Here is a 17,657-nt window from a genome sequence, read left to right as displayed (position 1 = left end):
ACTTTTCATCCGGGGAATACAAATATGGATATTGCCAACAAAACCCAGGCGGATCTCCGCCAGCCGGCTCAGTCCAAGAAGGTGCTGGACAGCTATGATCCCACCTACGATCCACTGGTTGCTCCTACGCCGGGTCGTGGCCAGCAGTATGCGCCCACCTACTGGGTGGCCACCGCCGGCGCACCGCCGGAAGACGATGGCCCCATCACTCAGGACGTGGATGTGGACGTCGCCATTATCGGCAGTGGCTTCACCGGCCTGAGCTGCGCCCTGTTTCTGGCCAAGGAACATGGCATCAAGGCGACGGTACTGGAAGCCAACCAGATCAGCTGGGGCTGTACCAGCCGCAACGGTGGTCAGGCCCAGAATGCCTCGGGTCGCTTGACTCGTTCCCAGTGGATACAGCGCTGGGGCCTGGATACCGCCCGCAAGATGCACGAAGAGGTGCGTGAAGGTTTCGATACCTTCAAGGGGCTGATCAAGGACGGCAATATCGACTGTAATCCCCAGGATGGCGGTCATCTCTACATCGCCCACCGGGACAAGGCGATGCGCAAGCTGGAGGCCGAAGCCAAGGTATTGCGCAATCAGTTCGGTTACGAGACCGAGATGCTCGACAAGGCCACTCTCAGCCGCAACTACGTTGACGAAGCCGAGGCGGTGGGTGCCATGCACGAGCCGGACGGCATCGGTGTGCATCCGCTCAAGCTGGCCCATGGCTATCAGCGCATCGCGCGGGAGCTGGGCGCGACCGTGCATCCGTCCAGTCCGGTCACCGGCTGGGAAACCAGGAACGGTATCCATTATCTGCAGACGCCGGGTGGCATAGTGCGTGCCCGGGCCGTGGCGGTCGCCACCGGGGGTTATACCTCGCAGGGACTGCATCAGAGCCTGCGCAGCAAGATAATGCCGATACTGTCCAACTCGCTGGTGACCCGGCCGATGACGGATCAGGAGCTCGCCGCCTGTAACTTCAAGACCAACGAGGTGATCACCGACACCCGTACCCTGCGGCATTATTACCGCAAGCTGCCGGATAATCGCTTGCAGATCGGCAGTCGCAGCTCCATTACCGGCAGCGATGCGCCCAATCCCAAGCATCTGCAGTTGCTGATCGACGGCATGCATCGCAAGTTTCCGGCGCTCAACGGTATCAAGGTGGATTATTCCTGGTGGGGCTGGGTAGATGTGAGTCACGACATGATGCCGCGTATCGCCCAGCCCGATGAAAAAGAGCAGGTATTTTATGCTCTGGGTTACGGTGGCAACGGTGTCATGTTCTCGGCCCATGCCGGTCGGCGCATGGCCCAGCGCGTGGCGGGCATCAAGGAAGGCTTCGAACTGCCGATTTACGACACGGCACTGCCGGGACACCTGTTTTCGCCCTTCCGTCGCATGGGGCAACGGATGCTGTACCACTGGTACCAGCTGCGCGACGAGCATTTGTAAACCGAGCTAACAGCCTGAGATGCCGGAGCTTTACTTTTGCGTTCATTGGGTTACAAAGGTGTAACCTAATGACGCATTATGGCTTCGGCATTTTTGCGTCTGTTTTATCACTCGTAGACAGGTAAGTCGTTGTATGTTCCCGCTGTTTCATTTCTCCACGGAAAAAACCACCAGCCTGCAGCAGCAGCTGCGCGAGCAAATTGCCGCCGCCATCCTTAATGGCAATATTCCCCAGGACAGCCCTCTGCCTTCCAGCCGCAAGCTGGCCAAGCAGCTGAGTATTGCCCGCAATACGGTGGTGCTGGCCTATGAGCATTTGCTGGACGATGGCTATCTGCTGGCCAGGGAACGCAGTGGTTATTTCGTCAACCCTGATATTCTGTCCCGCCAGCTGGAGGTGCCGGTACAGAGCAGCCGCAATGAAGAGGGCTCACCACCGGACTGGGCGAACAAACTCAAGATTATTCCCAGTCATCAGCACAACATCACCAAGCCCAAAGACTGGCAGAAATATCCCTATCCCTTTATTTACGGTCAGTTCGATACCAGCCTGTTTCCCAGCAACAACTGGCGCGAATGCTGCCGGGATGCGGTGAGTGTACCGGCCATTCGCGACTGGGCCTCGGATCGTTTCGATGCGGATGATCCGCTGCTGATCGAGCAGATCCGTACCCGGCTGCTGCCAAGGCGCGGCGTCTGGGCGTCGGCGGATCAGATACTGGTGACGGTGGGCGCCCAGCAGGCGCTGTACATGCTGGCCCGGCTGCTGCTGGACAAAGACAGCACCATCGGCATCGAAGAGCCGGGCTATGTGGACATTCGCAACATCGCCACCATGAACCCGGCCCGGGTACGCGGCCTGCCGGTCGATGATCAGGGACTGATTGTTGATGAAGGGCTGAACGGCTGTGATGCGGTGTTTACCACTCCCAGTCATCAGTGCCCGACCACGGTGACCATGCCGCTGGAACGGCGCTATGCCCTGCTGGAAAAAGCGAGCGAGCAGGACTTTTTGATCATCGAAGACGATTACGAATGCGAGAGTAACTTCAAGTCCAATCCGATACCGGCGTTGAAGAGCCTGGATACCAATGATCGAGTGCTGTACGTCGGTAGCCTGTCAAAGACCCTGGCGCCGGGACTGCGACTGGGTTACCTGGTCGGACCCGCCGAGTTGATCCGCGAGGCCCGGGCCTTGCGTCGCCTGATACTGCGCCACCCGGCCGCCAACAACCAGCGCTCGGTGGCGCTGTTTCTGGAGCGGGGCTATCACGATGCGTTGATCATGACGATTGCCAAGGCCTACGAAGAGCGCTGGCAGGAAATGGGGGAGGCGTTGAACGAATACCTGCCTTCGTCCAGTCGTCAGCCCAGTTTCGGCGGCTCCTGTTACTGGGTGAAGGGGCCCGAAGGACTCGACAGCCGGCTGTTGCGCAAGGAGGCGGCCGACCGCGGCATACTGATCGAACCCGGTGATATTCACTTTCTGGAACAGCCGGCACCGCTTAACTATTTCCGTCTCGGTTATTCCTCGATTCCGGCCAACAAGATACGGCCGGGCATCCAGGCACTGGTAGAGCTGATTGAAGACATGATCTGATTCGCTGCGCCAGTATGGTCGTCAATTCCTTTTCGACGAACAATGTTTTAAAAATGTTAACAAAAAGACGCCGAAAGGCGTCTTTTTTGTATTTAAGTTTATGATTTTTATAGTTTTATTTTCTGGCGTAACGATTGTTACGCAACTGGTCCTACTCAGTGATCCCCCCAGTTCCTACTCTAGTCCTCAGTGAATCGCATCCAGGTCACCAGACGTTATTTACCTGCGTCGGTTCACCGGGAGGGGAAGCTCGGGGAAACGGCCAGCATGGCGTCACTCGTTGCGATTCGCACTGAATTCACAATAACGAACGTAAACCTGCTTGAACCGAACATTGGATTGAACACTCCGGGGTGGCGGTAGGTACCGTCACCAACAGGACACAGCAAAAGGAAGACAGCTATGCCACGTATGACTCCTAGTGAAGCTCTGGTTGAAACTCTGGCGGCCAACGGTGTAACCGATGCCTTCGGCATCATGGGCTCGGCCTTCATGGATGCCATGGATATTTTCGCACCGGCCGGTATTCGACTGATCCCAACGGTTCACGAGCAGGGTGCGGGCCACATGGCCGACGGCTATTCTCGCGTCAGTGGTCGCCATGGGGTTTGTATCGCCCAGAACGGCCCCGGTATCACCAACTTCGTGACCGCCATTGCCGCCGCTTACTGGGCGCACAGCCCGGTAGTGTGTATTACCCCCGAAACCGGCTCCATGAGCCAGGGTCTGGGCGGTTTTCAGGAAGCCCAACAGCTGCCGTTCTTTGAAACCATCACCAAGTACCAGGGTCACGTGGCCAACCCGGCCCGTATGGCCGAGATCACCGCCCGCTGTTTCGACCGCGCCATGCTGGAAAATGGCCCGACTCAGCTGAATATTCCGCGTGACTTCTTCTACGGCGACATCAACGTCGAGATCCCGCAGCCCATCCGCATCGAACGCGGTGCCGGTGGCGAGCAGAGCCTGCAGGAAGCGGCCGAGTTGCTGGCCAACGCCAAGAACCCGGTGATCATCTCCGGTGGTGGTGTGGTGATGTCCGACGCGGTCGAAGAGTGCAAGGCGCTGGCCGAATTCCTGGGTGCGCCGGTGGTGAACAGCTACCTGCACAACGACTCCTTCCCCGCCAGCCACCCCTTGTGGTGTGGTCCTCTGGGTTACCAGGGCTCCAAGGCCGGCATGAAGCTGATTTCCCGTGCCGACGTGGTGCTGGCGCTGGGTACCCGCCTCGGTCCCTTCGGCACCCTGCCACAGCACGGCATGGATTACTGGCCGAAAGACGCCAAAATCATCCAGGTTGACTGCGATGCCAAGATGCTGGGTCTGGTGAAGAAAATTTCGGTCGGTGTCTGTGGCGATGCCAAGGCCGCTGCCGTGTCCATGCTGAAGCGTCTGGAAGAGCAGAACGTGTACTGCCTGGAAACCAAGGGCGCTCGCGCCACCGAAATTGCCGCCGAAAAAGCGGCCTGGGAACAGGAACTGGACGAGTGGATTCACGAGAAGGATGACTACTCGCTGGACATGATTGCCGAGCAGGCCGAAGAAGAAGGCAACTACCTGCACCCGCGTCAGGTACTGCGCGAGCTGGAAAAAGCCATGCCGGAAGATGCCATGGTATCCACCGATATCGGTAACATCAACTCGGTGTCCAACAGCTATCTGCGCTTTGAAAAGCCCCGCTCTTTCTTCGCCGCCATGAGCTTCGGCAACTGTGGTTATGCCCTGCCGACCATTATCGGTGCCAAGGTGGCCGCGCCCGATCGTACCGCCATTTCCTACGCCGGTGACGGTGCCTGGGGCATGTCGATGATGGAAATCATGACTTGTGTGCGTGAGCAGATTCCGGTGACTTCCATCGTGTTCCACAACCGTCAGTGGGGCGCCGAGAAGAAGAACCAGGTCGACTTCTACAACCGTCGTTTCGTGGCCGGCGATCTGGAAAACCCGAGCTTCGCCGAAATCGCCCGTGGCATGGGAGCCGAAGGTGTCACCATTGACCGTCTGGAAGACGTAGGCCCGGCCCTGAAGGCCGCCTGTGCTGCCCAGAAGGAAGGCAAGACCACCGTTATCGAAATCCTGTGTACCCGCGAGCTGGGCGACCCCTTCCGTCGTGACGCCCTGTCCAAGCCGGTACGTCACCTGGAGAAGTACAAAGACTTCTGCTGATAGCCGAGTCTGCCCGCACTGACGGGCAGGCTTCACTTATCGGTGAAGTCGTTAACCAGGGCTGGCAATGCCGGCCCTGTTATTTTCACCCGCTTGGGGCGTCATCGACGCGATAACAAGTAGCTACGGGAGCCAACCCGATGCCATTGTTGCAGTGGCGTGCGGTTGTTTTCTGTCAGTCAGGAAGGAATGGAATCATGCTCAGTACCACGCCCAAGGAATGTCCGGCCCGGTTGCTGGCCCAGGCCCGTCAGCATCCCCGGGTCACCACCGTAGTGATTAATCCGATCAACGAGGTTTCGCTGGCCAGCGCCCGCATGGCCAGCGAGCAGGGGTTGATCGAGCCGATACTGGTGGGCGATATCGACACCATGCGCCGTCAGGCCGAGGTCATTGACTGGTCGCTTGACCAGGTTCGTCTGGTGCAGGCCGCCGACGAAACCGAAGCGGCCCGGCTGGGCGTGGCGCTGGTCAGCCAGAATGAGGCGCATTCCATCATGAAGGGACACGTGCATACCGACATTCTGCTGCGGGCCGTGCTTAACAAGGCGGCGGGATTGCGTACCGACAGCCGGCTGAGTCATGTGTTCTACATGACGGTGCCCGGCAGCGACAAGGCCCTGTGCATTACCGATGCGGTGATCAACGTACAACCCTCGGTACTCGACAAGCTGCATATCGCCCGCAACGCCATCGGCTTCATGCATGCCTTGGGCAAGGATGAGCCCAGGGTGGCGCTGCTGTCGGGTACCGAAGAGGTCAGCAAGAGCATGCCGTCCAGTCAGGATGCGGCCGAGCTGGTCAAGCTGGCGGCCATGGGCGCGCTGCCCGGCGCCGTGGTAGAGGGGCCGCTGGCGTTCGACAATGCGGTGTCGCCGGAAGCCGCCGCCATCAAGGGCATTACGGGCAAGGTGCCCGGTCAGGTGGATATTCTGCTGGTGCCCAACCTGGAGTCGGGCAACTTCCTGTTCAAGCAGATGGTGTATTTCATGGGCGCCACCGCCGCCGGTCTGGTGCTGGGCGCCCGGGTGCCGATCATTCTGACCTCGCGGGCCGATCCGCCCGAGGCCCGGTTGGCGTCCTGCGCCCTGGCATCGCTTTATTGTGCTCATCAGCTGTCGCCTGCGCTGGTGCAGGCATCCTGAATTCGTTTTTTAGCGTAAGGAGTCGTTTATGTCGCTCAGTCGTTATGGTTTTATTGTAAAAGGGGCGGATCTGGAGCTGTTCAAGCACCATAGCCGCATCAAGAGTGAGCTGTTCGATATCGCCGTGTCCGGCGTACGCACCCTGGAAGAGGCGGTGATGGCGGCACAGGAAATGCTGACTCGGCGTATAGAGGTGATCGAGTTGTGTGGTGGTTTCAGCGCCGAAGAAGAAGCGCACATTCGTGAGGCTATCAACGATCATGTGCCGCTGGGGCGGGTACAATACCGCAGTGAAGATCAGGCGCGGGTCGACTGGCCCTGAACTGGCGGGCGGATCCCGCCGCGGATCCGCCGTTATGTTGTTCTTACTCTATTACCGCCGGCTGCTGCCGGCGGTTTTTTTATGCGCGATTTCTCCCTTTCTCTTGCCGTTAATAGCCACCCCCGGCCAATGGCCTTCATGCCGGTTTTTCTCGTATTTCATCCTCGCCGAGCGGATCGCGCAGTGGAATTCGTTGCCGACACACATCACAATCGACACAACTTGTTAACAAAATATTTTGTATTTTTGTCGAACCTGAAATATTGTTAACGATATTGTGTATTTTTTGTGAGCGATAAACATGGAAGAAACGCTTGAACTCAAGCAGTACCCGATGCGAGCACGGCACGCAGTTCCGTCCATTGTCTGGTATCGGAGCGATTATTTTATTCATTTAGGGAGCGTCACTCATGGATGATAACAACCTGGACATCAAGCACATCGATCCTTCGCTTTACAACGAGGATCTGGCCCCGATCAAGCATAAAGACAGATCCTGGGGCTGGTTCGAGATCTTCAACGTCTGGTCAAACGATATTCAAAGCTTGTTCGGCTATACCCTGGCGGCCTCGCTGTTTCTGTCTTACGGCCTGAACGGCTGGGCGGTGATGGCGGCCATCATCCTGGCCGGTTGCATCGTGATGGTGCTGGTCAACCTGACCGGCAAGCCCAGCGTCAAATACGGTATTCCCTTTCCGGTGATGATTCGGGCCAGCATGGGGGTGCGCGGTGCCAACTTCCCGGCCCTGTTGCGGGCCATCATCGGTATCTTCTGGTACGGGGTGCAGACCTATTTCGCCTCGACCGCCGTGACCCTGATGTTGACCGCCCTGTGGGGCCCGGGCAGCGGCGAGACCTATCTCGGCATGTCCGGCACCGCCTGGCTGGCCTTCGTGATTGTATGGGTATTCCAGATTGCCCTGTTCTGGCAGGGTATCGACAAGATCACGGTGTTCCTCAACTGGGCCGGTCCGCTGGTGTATGTGGTGATGCTGGTGCTGATGGCCATCGTCTGGTTTGAAGCCGGCGATCAACTGCTGCCGGCAGTCGGCACCATCTTCAGTGGTGGTGGTGACTACGAAGGAGGTGATATCGCCGCCTTTGCCGCCATTGTGGGGACCATGGTGGCCTATTTTGCCGCCGTGGTGATCAACTTCGGTGACTTCACCCGCTTTGTACGCAGTGAACGGCAAATGAAGATCGGCAACCTGTTGGGCCTGCCCCTGAACGCGGCCTTCTTTTCCTTTATCGCGTTGATCATTACCGCCGGTACCCTGGTGCTGTTTGGTGATGCGCTGACCAATCCGGCCGATATCGTCGAGCGGGTCGACTCGCTGCCGCTGACCATTATCGCGGCGCTGACCTTCTTTGCCGCGACCGTGGGTATCAACCTGGTCGCGAACTTCATTCCGCCGGCCTACGATCTGGCCAACCTGTTCCCCCGGGTGATCAGCTTCCGCATCGGTGGCCTGATCACCGCCACCGTGGCCTTCTTTGTCGGTGGCCTCTGGGTGTCGGTGATCAGCCAGATTGGTATTCCCGGCTTCGTGAACGCCCTGGGCGCGGTGGTAGCGCCGTTCTACGGCATCATAGTGGTCGATTACTATCTGATTAAACGCCAGGAACTGAGTATGGAGCAGCTGTTCTCATCCGATCCGAAAGGGGCCTACTACTACAACAAAGGCTGGAATGGCCGGGCACTGGCGGCGTTTGCCATGGCGGCGGTATTTTCCATCTCGACGGTACTGGTGCCGGCATTGAGTAACCTCAATGGCTACGGCTGGCTGCTGGGTGCCGGACTGGGTGGGCTCTTCTATTACCTGCTGATGTTCCGGCATGCTGCTGCCAAACCGGTGTCTGTCGGTCAGGCCGGGCATTAATGCCGGCCTCGTTGGCAAAAACGCCGGCAACAGGATAACACCGCTTAGTTAACGGGATCGATTGGCTTTCAAACCGACCTTCTGCGCCATGGATGGCGCAGCAGAGCCCCCAGGGATGGGTTTACGGCGTGTCGGTGGGAAGTCAATTGATCCCGTTTTACGCTTAACTGACCGGTGTTGGGCAACAGGAGACAGAACAAGATGCAGTAGCCAGTGCCGGAGTTGGCATTCCGGCCATAAAAAAAGACGAGACTCCGGTCTCGTCTTTTTTCGTGTGCAACCGAGTCACGCCGAAGCTCAGTGCTTCTGGGTCGCCTGTTTGGTGGTGACCACTTTTTCGGGACGGGGGACAATCAGGGTGGGAATACGGGACTCGCGCAACACGTTCTTGGCCACGCTGCCGAGCAGGGTATGAAACCAGCCCTTCTCGTGGGCGCCCATCACGATCAGATCGCAGTCCAGTTCCTTCGAGCGTTTGAGAATGGTCTGGGTGGGGTAGCCTTCCACCACCTCGCAGCCGATGATCTTGCTGCGCATGGCCTGCTCCTCTGGTGCTATCACCTCCCAGAAATGATCCAGGCGTTGCTGCAACTGGTCCCGGGCATGATTAAGGCGCTGATGCAGAAATTCTTCACGGCTGTTCTGGTTGAGAATATAGGACTGCAGCGTCAGCCGTTCATCGCTGGACAGCTCTTCGACCACCTTCAGAATATGGATCTCGGCGCCGGTCTGTCTGGCCAGATAAACGGCGTACTTGAAAGCGTAAGAGGCATTCTTGGACAGATCGGTACAATAGAGAATCTTGTTTACTTCCGGCAACATGAGCATATTCCTCATCGTTAATGCAAGGACAGGGCCGACGGTGGTCGGCCCTGTCTATCATAGTGAAGTCGTCGCTAATAACCCAGCAGCCCGGGCAGAAACAGGGTGATCTGCGGTATGTAGGCGATGATAAACACCGAGATTACCGACATGACGGCAAACGGCAGGGCGCGAACCGATATTTCCTCTATCGAAGTACCGGACACCCCGGAGGCGATAAACAGGTTTTCGCCCAGTGGCGGGGTCTGGAAGCCGATGGACAAACAGCACACCACCACGATGCCGAAGTGAACCGGATCTATGCCCAGGTTATAGGCCACTGGCAGCAGTACCGGGGTCAGTATCATGATGGCCGCCAGGGTTTCCATGAACATGCCGACAAACAGCAGGAAGAAGATGATCAGCGCCCAGATCAGATACAGGTTGGTGGTCATCTCCAGCATGGAGGAGGCCACAATGGCCGGAATCTGGTTCTCGACCAGCAGACGACCGAACACGGTAGCGGTAAACAGGATCAGCAGCACGCGGCCGGTCAGCCAGGTGGTGGTTTCCAGTGAACGCATCACGTCCTTGATCTTCAGTTCCCGATGCACGAAGAAACCGATCACCAGGGTATAGAAGATGGCGACAATGGCCGATTCGGTGGGAGTGAACAGGCCGCTGTAGATGCCCCCCAGAATCACCACCGGTGCCAGTACCGACCAGAACCCCTTGCGCAGGGCGCCTCGGGTCACGCTGGCCGACCAGCCTTCGGTGGTGCCTTTGTAACCGTGCTTGCGGCACAGAAAATAGTTCATGACAAGCAGGCCGCCGGCCAGCACCATGCCCGGCAGCACGCCGGCGATAAACAGCTTGGGAATGGACACCGACTGGAACTGGCCGTATTGGGCAATAGCTTCAGGCGGCGCCATCATGCCCATGGCGGAAATACCGAAGATCACCATGGGAATGGAAGGGGGTATTACCACACCCAGACCACCGGACGACGCGGTCACGGCCGAGGCATAGCCCTTGCCGTAACCCCGGTCGATCATGGCCGGTATCATCAGCATGCCCACGGCGGCGGTAGTGGCCGGACCGGATCCGGAAATGGCACCAAAGAACATGCAGGCCATGACGGTGGCGGCCGACATGCCGCCGGTAAAGGGCCCGGCAAAGCTTTCGGCCAAATCCACCAGCCGCTTCGATATACCTGCCGCTTCCATCAGGGCCCCGGCCAGAATAAAGGCGGGCAGCGCCATCAGCGGAAAGGAACCGACCGAGGTAAAGGCGATCTGCACGAACTTGATGGGGTTCTCGTCCAGGTACAGGAAAGACGCGAGCGCGGAAACTCCCAAAGACACACTGATGGGAGCGCCGAGCAGCAATAACAGCAAAAAGCTCCCAAACAGGATCATGACAACGGATGATTCAATCATGGGTATGCTCCTGCCTTAACTCGGTTGTTTTTGTGGGTTTTTCAGCGTTTGTAGAAGAGGACTCGATCAATTTCTCGACTTCCAGTGATTCGGGATCCCGTATATCGATACCCTTGACCAGCTTGTAATAGTTGACCTGCAGTATGCGAATGGTCATCAGCGCGAAGGCGATGGGCAGTATCATGTACACATATTTCATCGGAAAACCCAGGGTCTGGGATTTCCAGAACAGGTTCATCTTGTTGAACACGAAGTCATAGCTCAAAAAAACGAAGTAGCCGTTGAAGCAGACCCAGATCAGATCGGCAATGGCCTCGGAAATCACGGCGACGACGGGTGGAAAAAGCTTGAACTGAAAGGTGACTCGGTTGTGGGCGGCGAGCTTGGTGGCGTAGCTGGCGCCGAAATAAACGAACCACACAAACATGTAGGTTGACAGTTCCTCGGTCCAGGACAGGGAATGACCGAATACCTGGCGCGATATGATCTGGATGAACAGCAGAACAACAAACGAGGCGAGCAGGGTTCTGCAGATCACCTTTTCGATGTTGTCGATAATCTTGAATATCAGTTTGCCGATGGTCATGGCGGTTTCTCCCTGAAATAAGAGTGTACCCGATCAGGGGTACACTCCGGTTGCAGCAACGGTTTAGATGGTGTCGCGTCCCAGGGATTGCAGAATGGAGTTCAGCTTGTCCTTGCCGCCCAACTGCTCATAGTACTTGGGCCACACCTGGTTGACGGCTTTCTCCATCCACTCTTTTTCGCCATTGGCCGGTTCGGTGATTTCCATGCCACCGGCGGTCAGCTCGGCCTTGATCTTGTCTTCCTGTTCCACCAGCCATTTGGCGCTGTGGGCGGTTGCCGCCTGGCCGGCTTCCAGAATGGCTTTTTGCACGTCGTCAGGCTGAGACTGGAACACGGCTTCAGAGACGATCAGCGGCTCGATGGAGAACAGATAGCGTATATTGGTGATGTACTTCTGCACCTCGTCAAACTTCATGGCGGATACGGTGATGTAGGGGTTGTCCTGACCATCGACCACGCCCAGCTGCAGGCCGGTAAAGGTTTCCGACCAGGCCATGGGGGTCGGGTTGATGCCCCAGGCGCGATAGGTGTCGATCATGATTTCGTTGCTCGGCACCCGTACTTTCAGTCCTTCCAGATCGGCCAGGGTCTGTACCGGTTTTTTGGAGTTGGTCAACACTCGAAATCCGGAATAGGCCCAACCGACGATGCGTACCCCGGCATCGCGAATGGTGTTTTCCACCAACTCCTGGCCTACCTCGCCCTGAGTCAGTTCGACCGCATCGTCCAGGCTTTGCACCATGTAGGGCAGAGTCAGCACGCCGACGGAGGGCGAGAAGGGAGTGACGTTGTTGATGGCCAGAATCGAGAAATCCAGCAGTCCCATGGACGCATCGTTGATGGTAGCCTGCTCATCGCCGAGCTGGCCGTTGAGGAACATCTTGGTGTCGTGTTTGCCATCGGTTCTGGTTTTGAACTCTTCCGAGAATTTCAGCCCCAGTTCATGCTGAGTGCCGCCGGCGCCGTCACCCACCGCGATACGAAAGGTATTTGCCTGCGCCATCGAGCTGGCGGCGGCAATGGCGCCCGCACAAAGGGCGAAAGACATAGACTTGATAAAACGTTGCTTGAATAACATGGCTTCTTGCTCCAGTTTTTGATGCTCCGCCACAGGGGGGAGCCGTGACCTTCCGTGATGCCAGGCGAATGACGCTTTCTACCTCACTCGCCTACAACTGGCTCTGTTCTCTTATTCATGCGGTCTCCGGGCTGGCAGTATTGTCGATTCCCTGCCTGGCCCGGATGTGATACCCATCGTCAATACTCGAATCTGTACCCTTAAATAGTTAGGGCCACTTGTGTTTTCAGACTGGGGCCAGCATTAAACTTCTTTATATTCAGTCTGTTATAATTTCACATTGTAAAATTAATGTTATTTTTTGGTTATTTATTTTCCAGAGCCCTGGCCATTAGCGTCAGCACTTCGTCGAACACCTTGTTGTCCAGCGACCGGCTCAGATCCAGCAGTTGACTGTGTTGGTAGTAATCACTCAGATCCAGCCCCACACCCAGCGCACACAGAGCCAGGCGGCCTTCTCGTTCCAGTCGGCCACTGACCTGGCGCAGATGCAGGTCGAGAATGTCCTGGTCATTGCACTGGCGGGTGGCGGTATCCATGGGGCAGCCGTCGGAAATCACCAGCAACAGCCGATCCCGGGCCGGTTGTGTCAGCAGTCGTTGTTCGGCCCACAGCAAGGCCTCGCCATCCAGCCCTTCGCGAAACAGGTCATCCTTGAGCAGGGCCGCGATATTGCGACGGGCGCGGCGCCAGGGGGTATCGGCATCCTTGTAGACCAGGTGACTGCGCTCGTTCAAGCGGCCGGGGTTGGCCGGTCGGCCCTCACGCTGCCAGCGTTTGAGCGGCTTGCCGCCGTTCCAGTGGCCCGTGGTAAAGCCCAGAATTTCCACCTTGGCGCCAACCCGTTCCAGCGCCCGGGCCAGGGTATCCACCAGCATGCTGATGCTTTCGATATGGGGGCGCATGGATCCGGAGTTGTCGATGAGAAAGGTGACCACCGCATCCCCTTTCGGCTCCTGTTGTTCCTGCTTGAACACCCGGCGGTCGGCCACCGAGGTGACCAGGGTCGGTAGGCGACGGCCGTCGAGTTGCCCTTCCTCTTCGCCGAAGCGCCAGCCCTGGCGCTGGGGGCGAGCCAGCAGGCGACGCAGTTTCTTGGTCAGCACATTGAGATTGATCCCCTGCTCACGAATGCGGTTATCCAGCCCCTCGCGCAGCCGGGTCAGCAGCTCGGGTCGCACCCGTTTGTGGGCGGGCCACTCCCGGTCGAAACCGCCGTCGTAAACGCGGTAGTCCAATGCCTCGGCGGCCTGGCGCAGGCGGTTATGATGGCTTTGCTCGGCCAGAGCCTGACCGGCTTCATCACCTCCTTCCAGATCCAGTAACAGGCCAAATGCCCGCTTGGTATCTTCGCTGAGCGTTTCTTCCTGTTTACCGTCGGTGCCTTGCTGCTGGCCGAGATCGTCGATCAGGCCATCCATACACAGGGCGATAGACAGGGTCTGCTCGGCAAAGGCGGCCTGATCATGACGATGGCGGCGGAGCAGGCCGAAGGCGGGGCCGATTTCCCGCAGCAGAAACATGCGGGTCGACTCAATCATCATCTCGGTGGTTTCTTCCAGCGGGCCGCCACCCAGCTGTACCCAGCTCATCTGCGCCAGGGTGAACAGCAAGAGCCCGATATGGGTTTCGGTCTGGCCCGAGGCCTGAAACTGGTTGCACCAGGCTTCGAAGCGGTGATGCAGATTGTGCTTGCTGCCCGGATGCCAGGACTCGACCAGCGATTCGACCCTAAGCTGTTCCAGCAGTTCAAACACCAGCCGTGCAATGGGCGGGGTTGGCAGCCAGTGCCGGTGCAGTTCGACATCGTTATGGCGCAGGCGCAGGGCGATGGCATCGGCGACGCCACGAAAGGAGCCCAGATCGTCCTTGCCTTGTTCGGGGTGCAGATGGGGCGCGCGCAGCGGATAGGGTTTACCCTGCCATTCCAGCCGGTGGCCCCGGTAACGCAGGGCCTGCTGGGCCGACAGGGCACGGATCAGCGCGGCACTCAGCTCCTCGAGTCGTTGCTGCCGGCGTTCTTGCTCGGCCGGATCCAGGCCCGGGGTGGGGGGGGATGTGGTCATGTTGGGGCTTCCTCACAAAGCGAGAGAGAACCAGGGGGGTAAAGGGATTCGCCGAGCCTCCATCAAGGATGAACGGCGAGCCGGCCAAGCCGGCTGTGTTCCACCATCACGCAAAACAGGGTAGCTACCTTCATTGCCGCCGGTTCAATTCGATAATTTAGCTTACATCAGCGCCAGCTTGAGCGAACGGGATTCTTCCAGTTCCTGATCGAAACAGCGTTGATAGTATTCGGCCACCAGCGGGCGTTCGGCCTCGTCACACTTGTTGAGAAACGACAACCGGAACGCCAGCGCCGGATCACCGAATATCTCGGTGTTTTCGGCCCAGGCGATCAGGGTGCGGGGTGACATCAGGGTGGACAGATCGCCGGCGGCGAAGCCGGAACGGGTCAGCTCGGCCACCGCCACCATGGTGCTGATCAGCTGATAGCCACGCTCGTCCGCATACCGGGGCACCTTGCCCTGCACTATGCTGATTTCATCTTCCCGTGGCAGGTAATCCAGGCTGGCCACTATGTTCCAGCGATCCATTTGCGCCTGGTTGACCTGCTGGGTGCCATGATACAGGCCACTGACGTTGCCCAGACCCACGGTATTGGCGGTGGCGAACAGCCGAAAGTGGGAATGCGGGTTGATCACCTGATTCTGATCGAGCAGGGTGAACTTGCCGTCCTGCTCCAGGATCCGCTGGATCACGAACATTACGTCCGGGCGGCCGGCATCGAATTCGTCGAAGATCAGCGCCACCGGCCGGCGCAGGGCCCAGGGCACTATGCCTTCCTGAAATTCGGTGATCTGCTTGCCATCCTTCAGCACTATGGTGTCTTTGCCCACCAGATCCAGCCGGCTGATATGACCGTCGAGGTTGACCCGCACACAGGGCCAGTTCAGCCGGGCGGCCACCTGCTCGATATGGGTGGACTTGCCGGTGCCATGCAGCCCCTGGATCAGTACCCGCCGGTTGCGGGTAAAGCCGGCCAGAATGGCCATGGTGACATCGGGATTGAAGCAATAGGCCGGATCGATATCGGGTACGTGCTCGTCCTTGTTATCGAACACCGGCACCTTGAAGTCGGAGTCGATATTGAACAGCTCGCGTACCGACACAAGCCGGCTGGGATGGTCGTGAATAAGACTGGTCATGGTTCTGCCCTCGTTGGCTGCGGCGACACGGGTAAACAAAGTGTTAACAGTGTATCTGCCGCTACCGGCGCGGGCAGGGGCCAGTTGACGCGGGGGAATGTAGCCAGTGTGTTACCGGCAGGGGCTCACCCTGCCGGGAGTGATCAGACTTTCTGTTGGGTGATGGGGATGTCGCCGCGAGTGCCTTCGCCGGGCGGGGCGAGATGACACTCCTGGAAGATTCTGGCGGTACAGGTCTTGCAAATGGCCGGATCCAGCTGATCGTAGATGCGGTGAATGGCCTGGCCCTTGTTGGCAAAAATATGATCCTCACCCAATTGCTCGATCAGATTGTTGCGCTTCAGTACCCGCAGCACCCCCATCTTGAGGTTGCACAGATAAAGATCGCCGCCGGCCGCGCGCCGGCGCACCGACTCCTGGCGCAGCAGTTCGGCGCCGACGATATCCACGAAGTTCATGCCGTTGCCGACGATCAGCAGCCGGGGTTCGCGAATATTCTGCAGGTATTCCTGTACATGGTTGACGGCACCGAAGAACAGCGAGCCTTCGATGCGGATAATGCGCAGCTGAGGGCAGTAGGGCAGGCGACGGCCCTCGGCGCTGACGAAGAAGGGATGCCTGGCATCCGGGTCCGGCAATATGCTGACGATACGGGGGGTGGAGGTGCGCTTGAGATAGAAAATCAGCGACAGTATCACCCCCGCATAAATGGCGAATTCCAGTGCCACCAGCAGGGTGGCGGCAAAGGTGACCACCAGTACCGTGGTTTCGGACTTGGCGGCGCGAACGATAAGTCGAATGTGGCGAAAATCAATCAGGTTCCAGGCGACCACCAGCAGCAGGCCGGCCATGGCCGGCACCGGCAGCCAGGCGGTAATATCGGAAAACAGCTGCAGTATGATCAGCAGAAAAAGGGAGGCAAAAATCGCCGCCATCGGCGTACGGGCACCGGAGGTATAGTTGACGCCGGTACGGGTAAAGGAGCCGGAGGAGGCATAGCAGGAGAAAAAGGCCCCGACCACATTCGACAAGCCCTGGCCGATGAATTCCTGATTATCATCCAGCCGCTGATGAGAACGACTGGCGATGGCCCGGGCGATGGAAGAGGCTTCCACCAGGCCAAGCAGGCTGATGGCCAGCGCACCGGAAGACAGGGCGCTGATGCTGCCAAAGCCGAGGTCGGGCATGCTCAGCGGCGGCAGGCTGGCGGGAATGGCACCCACCATGGCGATGTGCTGCTGGCCGGGGTCGAGAATAAAGGCCAGGCCACTGGCCAGGGCCAGCGCCATCAGCATATTGGGCCAGCGCGGCAGCAATTTTTTAATCAGCACACAGCTGACCAGGGTGGTCATGCCGACCGCCAGACTGTAGGGATCGGCGCTGGATAAATGGCTAAGCACCTGCCAGCCGTTATCGGTAAAGGTGCCCTTGGTATGCAACGACAGCCCCAGCAGATTCTGCAGCTGACTGACCACGATGACCACGGCGGCCCCGGCGGTAAAGCCGATCACCACCGAATGGGAGACGAAGTTGACCAGCACCCCCAGCCGGGCCGAGGCCAGCACCAGCTGAAAGACCCCCTTCATCAGCGTCAGGGTCAGTGCCAGCGCAATAAACTCCGCCGTTCCCGGGGTGGCCAGGGGGCTGACCGAGGTGAACACCACTATCGACATGGCGGCGGTGGGGCCGGAGATCAGGTGCCAGGACGAGCCGAACAGGGCGGCGATGATGGCCGGTATGATGGCGGCATAGAGCCCGTATTCCGGCGGCAAGCCGGCGATCAGGGCATAGGCGACCCCCTGGGGCAGCACGATAATGGCGTTGGTCAGCCCGGCCTGGGCGTCGGCGCGCAGGCTGGCGCCATTGACCAGCGGTGTCCACTGCAGAAACGGCAGCAGCCGAACCCAGATACCCGGCTTGCCCAGGGCTTGGTTTGCCATGCTTGATCTCCCTTTTGTTGTCGTGTGCCTGATTCCGTCGGCC

Annotated in this window: 13 protein-coding genes; 6 read left to right on the top strand and 7 right to left on the bottom strand. The window is 58.5% G+C overall.

Annotation, left to right across the window (positions count from 1 at the left end; translation table 11 throughout):
* Window positions 1-24: 24 nt before the first annotated feature.
* The 6 genes from Q0753_RS09205 to Q0753_RS09180 all read left to right on the top strand — a co-directional run bounded on the left by Q0753_RS09205 (window position 25) and on the right by Q0753_RS09180 (window position 8,559).
* Entirely contained in the window at window positions 25-1,449 is a 1,425-nt protein-coding gene (locus Q0753_RS09205) for an FAD-binding oxidoreductase (protein ID WP_298719741.1), read from the top strand.
* A 133-nt stretch (window positions 1,450-1,582) separates the two neighbouring features.
* Window positions 1,583-3,049 (top strand): PLP-dependent aminotransferase family protein, encoded by a 1,467-nt coding sequence (locus Q0753_RS09200; protein WP_298719739.1) that lies wholly within the window; start codon window positions 1,583-1,585, stop codon window positions 3,047-3,049.
* Between the two features lie 402 nt (window positions 3,050-3,451).
* A complete protein-coding gene (gene xsc, locus Q0753_RS09195) occupies window positions 3,452-5,212 on the top strand; it encodes a sulfoacetaldehyde acetyltransferase (RefSeq protein ID WP_298719737.1) in 1,761 nt (586 codons plus the stop codon).
* A gap of 197 nt (window positions 5,213-5,409) precedes the next feature.
* Window positions 5,410-6,357 carry a bifunctional enoyl-CoA hydratase/phosphate acetyltransferase gene (locus Q0753_RS09190; RefSeq protein ID WP_298719735.1) on the top strand — a complete coding sequence of 316 codons (948 nt, stop codon included), beginning with the start codon at window positions 5,410-5,412 and terminating at the stop codon, window positions 6,355-6,357.
* Between the two features lie 28 nt (window positions 6,358-6,385).
* Window positions 6,386-6,679 carry a DUF6506 family protein gene (locus Q0753_RS09185; protein ID WP_298719733.1) on the top strand — a complete coding sequence of 98 codons (294 nt, stop codon included), beginning with the start codon at window positions 6,386-6,388 and terminating at the stop codon, window positions 6,677-6,679.
* A gap of 410 nt (window positions 6,680-7,089) precedes the next feature.
* Entirely contained in the window at window positions 7,090-8,559 is a 1,470-nt protein-coding gene (locus Q0753_RS09180) for an NCS1 family nucleobase:cation symporter-1 (RefSeq protein ID WP_298719730.1), read from the top strand.
* A 297-nt stretch (window positions 8,560-8,856) separates the two neighbouring features.
* Here Q0753_RS09180 and Q0753_RS09175 read toward each other — a convergent pair whose 3' ends face one another.
* The 7 genes from Q0753_RS09175 to Q0753_RS09145 all read right to left on the bottom strand — a co-directional run bounded on the left by Q0753_RS09175 (window position 8,857) and on the right by Q0753_RS09145 (window position 17,614).
* Entirely contained in the window at window positions 8,857-9,381 is a 525-nt protein-coding gene (locus Q0753_RS09175; RefSeq protein ID WP_298719728.1) for a universal stress protein, read from the bottom strand.
* A 74-nt stretch (window positions 9,382-9,455) separates the two neighbouring features.
* Window positions 9,456-10,799, bottom strand: coding sequence for a TRAP transporter large permease (locus Q0753_RS09170; RefSeq protein WP_298719726.1), 1,344 nt, complete (start codon window positions 10,797-10,799; stop codon window positions 9,456-9,458).
* Window positions 10,792-11,385, bottom strand: coding sequence for a TRAP transporter small permease (locus Q0753_RS09165; RefSeq protein WP_298719724.1), 594 nt, complete (start codon window positions 11,383-11,385; stop codon window positions 10,792-10,794). Before Q0753_RS09165 ends, Q0753_RS09170 begins: the two co-directional genes overlap by 8 nt.
* 63 nt (window positions 11,386-11,448) lie before the next feature.
* Window positions 11,449-12,465, bottom strand: a complete 1,017-nt coding sequence (locus Q0753_RS09160; protein ID WP_298719722.1) for a TRAP transporter substrate-binding protein — start codon at window positions 12,463-12,465, stop codon at window positions 11,449-11,451.
* Between the two features lie 305 nt (window positions 12,466-12,770).
* A complete protein-coding gene (locus tag Q0753_RS09155; RefSeq protein WP_298719720.1) occupies window positions 12,771-14,531 on the bottom strand; it encodes a cobalamin biosynthesis protein CobT in 1,761 nt (586 codons plus the stop codon).
* 162 nt (window positions 14,532-14,693) lie between these two features.
* Window positions 14,694-15,674 carry an AAA family ATPase gene (locus tag Q0753_RS09150; RefSeq protein WP_298719718.1) on the bottom strand — a complete coding sequence of 327 codons (981 nt, stop codon included), beginning with the start codon at window positions 15,672-15,674 and terminating at the stop codon, window positions 14,694-14,696.
* Between the two features lie 143 nt (window positions 15,675-15,817).
* Window positions 15,818-17,614 (bottom strand): SulP family inorganic anion transporter, encoded by a 1,797-nt coding sequence (locus Q0753_RS09145; protein WP_298719716.1) that lies wholly within the window; start codon window positions 17,612-17,614, stop codon window positions 15,818-15,820.
* Window positions 17,615-17,657: the final 43 nt, after the last annotated feature.

Origin of the sequence: uncultured Oceanisphaera sp., from assembly GCF_947495715.1 — a bacterium.
In the GTDB taxonomy this organism is placed as follows: Bacteria; Pseudomonadota; Gammaproteobacteria; order Enterobacterales; family Aeromonadaceae; genus Oceanimonas; species Oceanimonas sediminis.
This window is presented reverse-complemented; position numbering and strand designations above follow the sequence as displayed.